The organism is uncultured Aquincola sp., from assembly GCF_964001545.1.
Lineage (GTDB): Bacteria > Pseudomonadota > Gammaproteobacteria > Burkholderiales > Burkholderiaceae_C > Aquincola.
Genome location: NZ_CAXFDV010000069.1, coordinates 1 through 10,647 on the forward strand (window position 1 = coordinate 1; position 10,647 = coordinate 10,647).

General features: G+C 67.6%; 13 protein-coding genes. 5 read left to right on the forward strand and 8 right to left on the reverse strand.

Features of this window, described 5'->3' with window-relative positions; translation table 11 throughout:
- The 8 genes from hscB to uvrB all read right to left on the reverse strand — a co-directional run.
- A partial coding sequence (gene hscB, locus ABNT58_RS02440) for a Fe-S protein assembly co-chaperone HscB (RefSeq protein ID WP_348751924.1) occupies positions 1–345 on the reverse strand: 345 nt, incomplete at its 3' end.
- Positions 342–827, reverse strand: coding sequence for a GNAT family N-acetyltransferase (locus tag ABNT58_RS02445; RefSeq protein ID WP_348751925.1), 486 nt, complete (start codon positions 825–827; stop codon positions 342–344). The genes ABNT58_RS02445 and hscB, both read right to left, overlap by 4 nt.
- Before the next feature lie 78 nt (positions 828–905).
- A complete protein-coding gene (gene iscA, locus ABNT58_RS02450) occupies positions 906–1,229 on the reverse strand; it encodes an iron-sulfur cluster assembly protein IscA (RefSeq protein ID WP_250199935.1) in 324 nt (107 codons plus the stop codon).
- Between the two features lie 9 nt (positions 1,230–1,238).
- Positions 1,239–1,622, reverse strand: coding sequence for a Fe-S cluster assembly scaffold IscU (iscU, locus tag ABNT58_RS02455; RefSeq protein WP_250199934.1), 384 nt, complete (start codon positions 1,620–1,622; stop codon positions 1,239–1,241).
- A 16-nt stretch (positions 1,623–1,638) separates the two neighbouring features.
- Positions 1,639–2,859: an IscS subfamily cysteine desulfurase gene (locus tag ABNT58_RS02460; protein ID WP_348751926.1), complete on the reverse strand. Its 1,221-nt coding sequence runs from the start codon at positions 2,857–2,859 to the stop codon at positions 1,639–1,641.
- 62 nt (positions 2,860–2,921) lie between these two features.
- A complete protein-coding gene (iscR, locus tag ABNT58_RS02465; RefSeq protein ID WP_348751927.1) occupies positions 2,922–3,455 on the reverse strand; it encodes a Fe-S cluster assembly transcriptional regulator IscR in 534 nt (177 codons plus the stop codon).
- Positions 3,456–3,617: 162 nt separating this feature from the next.
- Positions 3,618–4,166 carry a low molecular weight protein-tyrosine-phosphatase gene (locus ABNT58_RS02470; RefSeq protein WP_348751928.1) on the reverse strand — a complete coding sequence of 183 codons (549 nt, stop codon included), beginning with the start codon at positions 4,164–4,166 and terminating at the stop codon, positions 3,618–3,620.
- A gap of 8 nt (positions 4,167–4,174) precedes the next feature.
- Positions 4,175–6,277 carry an excinuclease ABC subunit UvrB gene (gene uvrB, locus ABNT58_RS02475; protein WP_348751929.1) on the reverse strand — a complete coding sequence of 701 codons (2,103 nt, stop codon included), beginning with the start codon at positions 6,275–6,277 and terminating at the stop codon, positions 4,175–4,177.
- 117 nt (positions 6,278–6,394) lie between these two features.
- On the opposite strand from uvrB, the gene ABNT58_RS02480 reads away from it, so the two are divergent.
- The 5 genes from ABNT58_RS02480 to ABNT58_RS02500 form a co-directional block, all read left to right on the forward strand.
- Entirely contained in the window at positions 6,395–7,591 is a 1,197-nt protein-coding gene (locus tag ABNT58_RS02480) for an amino acid aminotransferase (RefSeq protein WP_348751930.1), read from the forward strand.
- Between the two features lie 107 nt (positions 7,592–7,698).
- Positions 7,699–9,036: a polyhydroxyalkanoate depolymerase gene (gene phaZ / locus ABNT58_RS02485; protein ID WP_348751931.1), complete on the forward strand. Its 1,338-nt coding sequence runs from the start codon at positions 7,699–7,701 to the stop codon at positions 9,034–9,036.
- A gap of 36 nt (positions 9,037–9,072) precedes the next feature.
- Positions 9,073–9,783 (forward strand): electron transport complex subunit RsxB, encoded by a 711-nt coding sequence (gene rsxB / locus ABNT58_RS02490; protein WP_348751934.1) that lies wholly within the window; start codon positions 9,073–9,075, stop codon positions 9,781–9,783.
- Positions 9,780–10,442: an endonuclease III gene (nth, locus tag ABNT58_RS02495; RefSeq protein WP_348751932.1), complete on the forward strand. Its 663-nt coding sequence runs from the start codon at positions 9,780–9,782 to the stop codon at positions 10,440–10,442. The genes rsxB and nth overlap by 4 nt, the downstream gene beginning before the upstream one ends.
- On the forward strand, positions 10,436–10,647 hold a 212-nt coding region (locus ABNT58_RS02500), incomplete at its 3' end, for a hypothetical protein (protein ID WP_348751933.1). The genes nth and ABNT58_RS02500, both read left to right, overlap by 7 nt.

Below are 10,647 nucleotides of genomic sequence, written 5' to 3' on the forward strand. Positions count from 1 at the left end.
CACCGCCGGCACGTCGCCAGCGTCGTCCAGCGCCTCGCGCCATTCCATCTGCTGCATCAAAAAGGCGGCCGGCATCGCGGTGTTGTTCTCGGCGTTGATCGGTGCGCCGCGCAGTTCGCACAGGTAGGCGGCGCGCTGCAGCGGGTTCTTGAGCCGGCCGTAGGCCTCGTTCACCCGCACCGACCATTGCATGGCCACACGCTGGGCGGCGCCGCCTTCGGCCGCAAAGCGGTCGGGGTGCACCTTGGCCTGCAGCTCGCGCCAGCGCTGGTCGAGGTCGGCGCGGTCCAGCGCATAGCGCTGCGGCAGGCCGAACAGGGTGAAGTCGTCGTCTGCCAGGTTCATGCGCTCACCTGCTTTTCATAGAACACGCTCAGGCCGTTGTCGGGGTAGCCGCCGAAGGGGCCGCGCTGGGCATAACCGCAGCGCTCATACAGGCGCACCGCCGCATGCTGGTCGCTGCCGGTTTCCAGCAGCGCGCGGCCGATGCCCTGACCCACCAGCTGCGCTTCCAGCGCCTGCAGCAGGCGTTCGGCCAGGCGCTGGCCGCGCAGCGCCGGGTCCACGTACATGCGCTTGATCTCGCCATAGGGCTGGCCATCCGTCTCGGGCTCGGCCGGCATGCGCCGCACCGCGCCGCAGCCGACGATGGTCTCGCCCTGCCAGGCCGCCAGGAAGTGCACCTCGGGCGCCAGCAGCGCCTGCACGTCCAGGATGTGGTTGTCCTCGGGCGCATAAAGGCTGGCCAGGTAGTCGTCCAGCGCGGCCAGCAGGGCCACCACCTGCGGGTGGTCGGGGTGGGTCGGGCGGATGGCGATGTCGGTCACGGCGCTGGCAACAAGCAAGGACTGCGGGCAAAAAAAAGCGCGGCCGGGTCAACAGCCGCGCGGTCGGCGGATCGAGCGTCAGACGCGGAACGACTCGCCACAACCGCAGCGATCCTTCTCGCGCGGGTTGTGGAACTTGAAGCCTTCGTTCAGGCCTTCGCGCACGAAGTCCAGTTCGGTGCCGTCCAGGTAGGGCAGGCTCTTGGGGTCGATCAGCACCTTGACGCCATGGCCCTCGAACACGATGTCCTCAGGCGCCAGCTCGTCGGCGTATTCCAGCTTGTAGGCTAGGCCCGAGCAGCCGGTGGTCTTGACGCCGAGGCGCACGCCCACGCCCTTGCCGCGGCGGCTCAGGTACTTGGTGACGTGCCGCGCGGCGGCTTCGGTCAGCGTGACAGCCATCGCGAGCCCTTACTGCGCCTTCTTGCGGTAGTCCTCGACGGCGGCCTTGATCGCGTCTTCGGCCAGGATCGAGCAGTGGATCTTCACCGGCGGCAGCGCCAGTTCCTGCGCGATCTGGGTGTTCTTGATGGTCAGCGCCTCGTCCAGCGACTTGCCCTTCACCCATTCGGTGACCAGCGAGCTGGAAGCGATGGCCGAACCGCAGCCGTAGGTCTTGAACTTGGCGTCCTCGATCAGGCCGGTGGCGGGGTTGACCTTGATCTGCAGCTTCATCACGTCGCCGCAGGCCGGGGCGCCGACCATGCCGGTGCCCACGGTGTCGTCACCCTTGTCGAAACCGCCGACGTTGCGGGGGTTCTCGTAGTGGTCGATGACCTTGTCGCTGTATGCCATGTTGTTCTCCTCTTGCTCAGTGTGCGGACCACTGGATGGTGCTCAGGTCCACCCCGTCCTTGAACATCTCCCACAGCGGGGACAGCTCGCGCAGCTTGGCCACACGGTCCTTCAGCGTGGTGACGGCGTAGTCGATCTCTTCCTGCGTGGTGAAGCGGCCGATCGTCATGCGCAGGCTGGAGTGGGCCAGTTCGTCGCTGCGGCCCAGGGCGCGCAGCACGTAGCTGGGTTCCAGGCTGGCCGAGGTGCAGGCCGAGCCGGAGCTCACGGCCAGGCCCTTGACGCCCATGATCAGCGACTCGCCTTCGACGAAGTTGAACGAGATGTTGACGTTGTGCGGCACGCGCTGCTCGGCGTGGCCGTTCAGGAAGGTCTGCTCGATGTCCTTCAGGCCATTGATCAGCCGCTGCTGCAGCATGCGGATGCGCTCGTTCTCGGCGCCCATCTCTTCGCGGGCGATGCGGTAGGCCTCGCCCATGCCGACGATCTGGTGCGTGGGCAGCGTGCCCGAGCGCATGCCGCGCTCATGGCCGCCACCGTGCATCTGCGCCTCGATGCGCACGCGCGGCTTGCGGCGCACGTACAGCGCGCCCACGCCCTTGGGGCCGTAGGTCTTGTGCGAGGCCAGGCTCATCAGGTCGATGGGCAGCTCGGCCAGGTTGATCGCGACCTTGCCGGTGGCCTGCGCCGCATCGACGTGGAAGATGATGCCCTTCTCACGGCAGAGCTTGCCGATGGCCGGGATGTCCTGGATCACGCCGATCTCGTTGTTCACGAACATGACCGAGACCAGGATGGTGTCGGGCCGCAGCGCGGCCTTGAGCTTGTCCAGGTCGATCAGGCCGTCCGGCTCCACATCCAGGTAGGTGGCGTCAAAGCCCTGGCGCTCCAGCTCACGCACCGTGTCGAGCACCGCCTTGTGCTCGGTCTTGATGGTGACGATGTGCTTGCCGCGGGTCTTGTAGAAGTGGGCCGCGCCCTTGAGGGCGAGGTTGATCGACTCGGTGGCGCCGGAAGTCCAGACGATCTCGCGCGGGTCGGCGCCCACCAGGTCGGCCACCTGCTGGCGGGCCTTCTCGACGGCTTCTTCCGCTTCCCAGCCCCAGGCATGGCTGCGCGACGCCGGGTTGCCGAAGTGCTCACGCAGCCAGGGCACCATCGCGTCGACGACGCGGGGGTCGCACGGCGTGGTGGCGCCGTAGTCCATGTAGATCGGGAAATGCGGGGTCATGTCCATGGCGAGGGGCTGGGCGGCCACCGCTTGCGCGGTGAGCCTGCCGCTGTGGATCGTTGAAAGGATTACTTGGAAAACACGGAGCCGAGGGCGAACACCGAGTTGGGCGCGGTGACCTTGATGGGCTTGACCACCGGCACCGACGAGATCGCGCGCTTGACCGGCGCTTCTTCGATCGACACGCCCTTGGCGATCTGGTCTTCGACCAGCTTCTTCAGGGTGATGGAGTCGAGAAACTCGATCATCTTGGTGTTCAGGCTGGCCCACAGGTCGTGCGTCATGCAGCGGCCCGAGTCGTCGCCCATGCAGTTTTCCTTGCCGGCGCAGCCGGTGGCGTCGATGGGCTCGTCCACGGCCACGATGATGTCGGCCACGGTGATCTCGTCAGACTTGCGGCCCAGCGAATAGCCGCCGCCGGGGCCGCGGGTGCTTTCGACCAGCTCATGCCGACGCAGCTTGCCGAACAGCTGTTCCAGGTACGACAGCGAAATCTGCTGCCGCTGGCTGATGGCGGCCAGCGCCACCGGGCCGTTGTTCGACCGCAAGGCCAGGTCGATCATCGCGGTGACGGCAAAACGGCCTTTGGTGGTGAGACGCATGGAGGGCTCCTTTAGCTTCGGAATGCCGGAGGGCGGGCCAACCCGCTGTCAAAGCCATGACAACCGGGTTAACCCCCGCCTGATTCCGAGTGGGTTACTCAAGTATAACTGAAGTTGAGTCTTTCGGTCGAGATTGCTCGCCGAAGTTCCCAGGGGCACGCGTCATGCCCGTGGCGGCATCGTCTGCAGCTGTTGGCGGATGTGCGCGACCAGCCCGTCGCAGGCATGCTCGATGAGGTCGAGCACATGGTCGAAACCGCCGGCCGGGCCGTAGTAAGGGTCGGGCACGCGGCCGCTGCCGCGGGGGCGCTGCGGATCGGTGGCATGGTCCAGCAGCAGGCACAGCTCGGCCGTGGCGTCGTCGGGCCGCGCCCGGCGCAGCTCGCGCAGGTTCTCGTCGTCCATCGCCAGGATCAGGTCGAAGCGCCGGAAGTCGTCGGCACTCACCTGCCGCGCCCGCAGCGCCGACAGGTCGTAACCGCGCTGCTGGGCATGCCGGGTGGCGCGTGCGTCGGGCTTTTCACCGATGTGGTAGCCGCTGGTGCCGGCCGAATCCACCTGCACCGCCTCGGCCAGGCCGGCGGCCTCCAGCTTGGCGCGCAGCACGCCTTCGGCGGTGGGTGAGCGGCAGATGTTGCCCAAACAGACCATCAACACCCGGTAGCGCACCGCCGCATCGTCGCGGCTGTCGCGGCCCAGCAGCGACTTCATCAGCGCCTTCATGCCCGGCCCACCAAAGGCACCACGTTGCTGTCGTGGCCCGCCGCGCCAAAGGCCTGCTCGCGCAGCACCGCCAGCTGGTCGCGCACCCGCGCCGCCTTCTCGAACTCGAGGTTGCGGGCATGTTCCAGCATCTGCTTTTCGAGCAACTTGATGCGCTTGCCCAGGTCCTTCTCGCTCATCGCTTCCACCTCGGCGGCCACCTGTGCGTTCTTCAGGTCGTCCTTGGCGGTCTTGTCGCTCACCACGCCGTCGATCAGCTCGCGCACCTTCTTGTTCAGCGCGCGCGGCACGATGCCCATGGCCTCGTTGTGCGCGATCTGCTTGGCCCGGCGGCGCTCGGTCTCGTCGATGGCCCTGCGCATCGATTCGGTGATCTTGTCGGCGTACAGGATGGCGCGGCCATTGAGGTTGCGCGCCGCGCGGCCGATGGTCTGGATCAGGCTGCGCTCGGCACGCAGAAAACCTTCCTTGTCGGCGTCCAGGATGGCCACCAGCGACACCTCGGGAATGTCCAGGCCCTCTCGCAGCAGGTTGATGCCCACCAGCACGTCGAAGGTGCCCAGCCGCAGGTCGCGCAGGATCTCCACCCGCTCCACTGTGTCGATGTCCGAGTGCATGTAACGCACCTTCACGCCGTTGTCGCTCAGGTAGTCGGTCAGCTGCTCGGCCATGCGCTTGGTCAGCGTGGTGATCAGCACCCGCTCGCCGATGATCACGCGGTCGCGGATTTCCTGCAGCACGTCGTCCACCTGCTGCTGCGCGGGGCGCACCTCCACGATGGGGTCGACCAGGCCGGTGGGCCGCACCACCTGTTCCACCACCTGGCCGGCGTGTTCCTTTTCGTAGTTGGCCGGCGTGGCGGTGACGAACACCGCCTGCCGCACCTTGCGCTCAAATTCCTCGAACTTCAGCGGCCGGTTGTCCATCGCGCTGGGCAGGCGGAAGCCGTACTCCACCAGCGTGGTCTTGCGCGCGCGGTCGCCGTTGTACATGGCGCCCAGCTGGCCCATCAGCACATGCGACTCGTCGAAGAACATCACCGCGTCCTTGGGCATGTAGTCCACCAGCGTGGGCGGCGGGTCGCCCGGCGCGGCGCCCGAGAGGTGGCGGGTGTAGTTCTCGATGCCCTTGCAGTGGCCCACCTCCTGCAGCATCTCCAGGTCGAAGCGGGTGCGCTGCTCCAGCCGCTGCGCTTCCACCAGCTTGCCGTTCTTGACCAGGTCGTCGAGCCGCCAGCGCAGCTCTTCCTTGATGCCCTCGATGGCGCGCAGCACGCTTTCGCGCGGCGTCACGTAGTGGCTGCTGGGGTAGATGACGAAGCGCGGGATCTTCTGGCGGATCTGCCCGGTCAGCGGGTCGAACAGCGACAGCGACTCGATCTCGTCGTCGAACAGCTCCAGCCGGATGGCCAGCTCGGAGTGCTCGGCCGGGAACACGTCGATGCGGTCGCCGCGCACACGGAAGCTGCCGCGCGAAAAGTCGGTCTCGTTGCGCTTGTACTGCATGCGGATCAGCTGCGCGATGGCGTCGCGCTGGCCGATCTTGTCGCCCACCCGCACGATGAAGCGCATCTGCGTGTAGTCCTCGGGCTTGCCGATGCCGTAGATGGCGCTCACGCTGGCCACGATCACCACGTCGCGCCGCTCCAGCACGCTCTTGGTGGCCGACAGCCGCATCTGCTCGATGTGCTCGTTGATCGACGAGTCCTTCTCGATGAACAGGTCGCGCTGGGGCACATAGGCCTCGGGCTGGTAGTAGTCGTAGTAGCTGACGAAGTACTCCACCGCATTCTTCGGGAAGAACTCGCGGAACTCCGAGTACAGCTGCGCGGCCAGCGTCTTGTTGGGCGCGAACACGATCGCCGGACGGCCCAGCCGCGCGATCACGTTGGCCATGGTGAAGGTCTTGCCCGAGCCGGTCACGCCCAGCAGCGTCTGGTAGGTCAGGCCGTCGTTCACGCCTTCGATCAGCTGTTCGATGGCCGTGGGCTGGTCGCCGGCCGGTGGATAAGGCTGGAAAAGCTGGAACGGGGAACCCGGATAACTGACGAACTCACCCGCCGGCGGGGTGGAGGCTTCGGTTTCCGCCACTGCGGTCATGGGCCATCTCCTAAAATGCCGATCGCCGTTACACGCCGAACGGCCAACCCTGCAGGGTACAGCAGCCGCTCACGCCAGGCGCAGCCCGTACACATCGGGCCTTTTCAGGAAAACACAATGTCGCTCTTCGCCCAAGTAGAAATGGCCCCCCGGGATCCGATCCTGGGTCTGTCGGAACAGTTCAACGCCGACCCCAACCCGAAGAAGGTCAACCTGGGCGTAGGCGTGTACTACGACGACAACGGCAAGCTGCCGCTGCTGGCCTGCGTCGCCCAGGCCGAAAAGCAGATGGTCGAAGCCCCCAAGGCCCGCGGCTACCTGCCCATCGACGGCATCGCCGCCTATGACAAGGCCGTGCAAGGCCTGGTGTTCGGTGCCGACAGCGAGGTGGTCAAGGGCGGCCGCGTGGCCACGGTGCAGGCCGTGGGCGGCACCGGCGGCCTGAAGATCGGCGCCGACTTCTTGAAGCGCCTGAACCCCGCCGCCCAGGTGTTGATCAGCGACCCCAGCTGGGAAAACCACCGTGCGCTGTTCACCAACGCCGGCTTTGCGGTCGACACCTACCCGTACTACGACGCCGAGCGCCGCGGCGTGGCCTTCGACGCCATGCTGGCTGCACTGGGCCAGGCCGCTGCCGGCACCATCGTCGTGCTGCATGCCTGCTGCCACAACCCCACCGGCTACGACATCACGCCCGCGCAATGGCAGCAGGTGATCGATGTGGTGAAGGCGCGCGGTCTGGTGCCTTTCCTGGACATGGCCTACCAGGGCTTCGGCCAGGGCATCGCCGAAGACGGCGCCGTGGTGCAGCAGTTCCTGGCCGCCGGCATCGACTTCTTCGTGTCCACCTCGTTCTCCAAGAGCTTCTCGCTCTATGGCGAGCGCGTGGGCGCGCTGTCGGTGGTGTGCAGCAGCGCCGAAGAAGCCGCCCGCGTGCTGAGCCAGCTCAAGATCGTGATCCGCACCAACTACAGCAACCCGCCCACCCACGGCGCCCAGGTGGTGGCCACGGTGCTCACCACGCCCGAGCTGCGCCGCATGTGGGAAGAAGAACTGGCCGGCATGCGCGCCCGCATCAAGCTGATGCGCACCGCGCTGGTCGACAAGCTCACCGCCGCCGGCTTCCAGGGCGACCTGAGCTACATCACCCGCCAGCAAGGCATGTTCAGCTACTCGGGCCTGAACAAGGACCAGATGGTGCGCCTGCGCAACGAGTTCGGCGTGTACGGCGTCGATTCGGGCCGCATCTGCGTGGCCGCGCTCAACAGCCACAACATCGACGCGGTGGCGGCGGCGATGGCGGCAGTGGCCTGACGGCAACCCGCCTCGTTCAGAAAGGCCCGGCTTGCCGGGCCTTTTTCTTGGGCCCGCGGCTTGCCGCAGGTCGGTGACAATCAAGGCCCTTTCCCGAGGTGCATCCGATGCTCTACCAGCTTTATGAATCGCAACGTGCGCTGCTGGCGCCGTTCTCCGAATTCGCCAGTGCCACGTCCAAGCTGTACGACCATCCGCTGTCGCCCTTCACCCACACGCCGCTGGCGCACCGCATCTCGGCCGGTTTCGAGCTGCTGCACCGGCTGTCCAAGGAATACGAGAAGCCGCCCTTCAACATCACCACGGTGAACGTGGGCGGCACCGAAGTGGCCATCCAGGAACAGGTGGCGGCCACCAAGCCCTTCTGCCGGCTGCTGCGCTTCAAGCGCTTCACCGACAACGGCCCGGTGCTCGACGCCATGAAGCAGCAGCCCACCGTGCTGGTGGTGGCGCCGCTGTCGGGCCACCATGCCACGCTGCTGCGCGACACCGTGCGCAGCCTGCTGCAGGACCACAAGGTCTACATCACCGACTGGACCGACGCGCGCATGGTGCCGGCCGACGTGGGCCCCTTCCACCTCGACGACTACGTGGCCTACGTGCAGGAGTTCATCGAGCTGATCGGCCCCGAGGTCAACGTGATCTCCGTCTGCCAGCCCACGGTGCCGGTGCTGGCCGCGGTGGCCCTGCAGTCCACGCTGGGCCGCACCGTGCCGCGCACGATGACGATGATGGGCGGCCCCATCGACGCCCGCCGTTCGCCCACCGCGGTGAACAACCTGGCGATGAACAAGAGCTTCGAGTGGTTCGAGAACAACGTGATCCACCGCGTGCCGGTGAACTACCCCGGCGCCGGCCGGCTGGTGTACCCGGGCTTCCTGCAGCACACCGGCTTCGTGGCGATGAACCCGGACCGCCACCTCAGCTCGCACTACGACTTCTTCCTGGATCTGGTGCGTGGCGACGATGAAAGCGCCGAGACGCACCGCAGCTTCTACGACGAATACAACGCGGTGCTGGACCTGCCTGCCGAGTACTACCTGGACACCATCAAGACCGTGTTCCAGGACTTCGCGCTGGTCAACGGCACCTGGCACGTCAAGGGCCAGCTGGTGCGGCCGCAGGACATCACCGGACCGGCGCTGCTGACCATCGAAGGCGAGCTGGACGACATCTCCGGCGCCGGCCAGACCCGCGCCGCGCACGACCTGTGCACCGGCATCGACAAGTCGCGCCAGTTCCATTACGACGTGATCGGCGCCGGCCACTACGGCATCTTCTCGGGCCGCCGCTGGCGCGAGAAGGCCTACCCCGAGGTGCGCGACTTCATCCGCCGCTTCTCGGCGGCGCCGGCCCAGGCACAGCTGGCGCTGGACAACACGCCTTCGGACGGGCCTGCACGGCCGGCCCGCAAGGCCCCGGCGCGCACGCGGCGCGCGGCCTGAAGCCGCCCGGCGCCGGCCGATAATCCGGCGGTGAGCCTGCCGTTCCCCACCGTCCCTTCCCCCGCCCCGGCCCAACAGGCCGGGGCCAGCGTCGAAGCCATCGACGCCCTGCTGCCGCAGACCCAGTGCACCCGCTGCGGCTACCCCGACTGCCGGCGTTATGCCGAAGCCATCGCCGGTGGCCAAGCCGCCATCAACCGCTGCCCGCCGGGCGGACAGGCCGGCGTGGCCCGCCTGGCCGCCCTCACCGGCCAGCCGGCGCTGCCGCTGGATGCCGGCTGCGGTACCGAAGGGCCGCTGCTGCAGGCGGTGATAGACGAAGCCTGGTGCATCGGCTGCACGCTGTGCATCACCGCCTGCCCGGTGGACTGCATCGTGGGCGCACCCAAGCAGATGCACACCGTGGTGGCCGAACAATGCACCGGCTGCGAGCTGTGCGTGCCGGCCTGCCCGGTGGACTGCATCAGCCTGGTCAACGTCAGCGGCGAACGCACCGGCTGGGCCGCCTGGAGCGCGGCGCAGGCCGACGAAGCACGCGAGCGCTATGCCTTCCACCAGCTGCGCACCGCCCGCGCCGCACGTGAGAACGAAGCCCGGCTGGCCGCCAAGGCCCAGGCCAAGCTGGCCGACCTGCCGGCGGCCAGCCAGCTCACCGACCCTGCCGCGCTGGACCGCAAGCGCGCGGTGATCGAGGCGGCGCTGGCCCGTGCCCGCGACCGTCAACGCCAGGGCCCGGGCACGCCATGAAAACCGCCGACATCGAACCCTTCTTCGCGACGCTCAAGGCCGCCAATCCGCAGCCCGAGACGGAGCTGGAATACACCAACCCCTTCGAGCTGCTGGCCGCGGTGCTGCTGTCGGCCCAGGCCACCGACGCGGGTGTGAACAAGGCCACCCGGCGGCTGTTTCCGCGCGCCAACACGCCCCAGAAGATGCTGGACCTGGGGCTGGAACAGGTGACCGAGCACATCCGCACCATCGGCCTGTTCCGCACCAAGGCCAAGAACCTGCTGGAGACCTGCCGCATCCTGGTGGAGCAGCACGGCGGCCAGGTGCCGCGCAGCCGCGAGGCGCTGGAAGCCCTGCCCGGCGTGGGCCGCAAGACCGCCAACGTGGTGCTGAACGTGGTGTTCGGCGAGCCGACGATGGCGGTGGACACGCACATCTTCCGCGTCAGTAACCGCACCGGCCTGGCGCCCGGCAAGACGCCGCTGGCGGTCGAGCTGAAGCTGCTGGCCCGGGTGCCGCCGGCCTACCTCCCCGATGCGCACCACTGGCTCATCCTGCACGGGCGCTATGTTTGCCAAGCCGGCAGGCCGCTGTGCGAAGCCTGCCAGGTGCGGCCCTGGTGCGACTTCGGCCGCGCGCTGGACCGCGCGGCGCGCAAGAAAGACACCCCATGCTGATCGACCGCACGCTGCTGCACACCTTGTCGCTGCAACTCACCGACGGCGAGATCGACGCCCGCGGCTACCTGGAAGCGGTGGCCAAGCTGCTGACGCGCTGGGTGGGTTGCTCGCGCGCCGGGCTGTGGACCTTCATCGACACCGACACCGGGCCGGCGCTGCATTGCGTGTCGATGGTCGATGCCGGCCTGCCGCAGCGCACCGG

Coding starts and splice junctions, on each gene's coding strand:
- iscA (WP_250199935.1), bottom strand. CDS start 1,229: ATGGCTGTCACGCTGACCGAAGCCGCCGCGCGGCACGTCACCAAGTAC.
- iscU (WP_250199934.1), bottom strand. CDS start 1,622: ATGGCATACAGCGACAAGGTCATCGACCACTACGAGAACCCCCGCAAC.
- ABNT58_RS02460 (WP_348751926.1), bottom strand. CDS start 2,859: ATGGACATGACCCCGCATTTCCCGATCTACATGGACTACGGCGCCACC.
- iscR (WP_348751927.1), bottom strand. CDS start 3,455: ATGCGTCTCACCACCAAAGGCCGTTTTGCCGTCACCGCGATGATCGAC.
- ABNT58_RS02470 (WP_348751928.1), bottom strand. CDS start 4,166: ATGAAGTCGCTGCTGGGCCGCGACAGCCGCGACGATGCGGCGGTGCGC.
- uvrB (WP_348751929.1), bottom strand. CDS start 6,277: ATGACCGCAGTGGCGGAAACCGAAGCCTCCACCCCGCCGGCGGGTGAG.
- ABNT58_RS02480 (WP_348751930.1), top strand. CDS start 6,395: ATGTCGCTCTTCGCCCAAGTAGAAATGGCCCCCCGGGATCCGATCCTG.
- phaZ (WP_348751931.1), top strand. CDS start 7,699: ATGCTCTACCAGCTTTATGAATCGCAACGTGCGCTGCTGGCGCCGTTC.
- nth (WP_348751932.1), top strand. CDS start 9,780: ATGAAAACCGCCGACATCGAACCCTTCTTCGCGACGCTCAAGGCCGCC.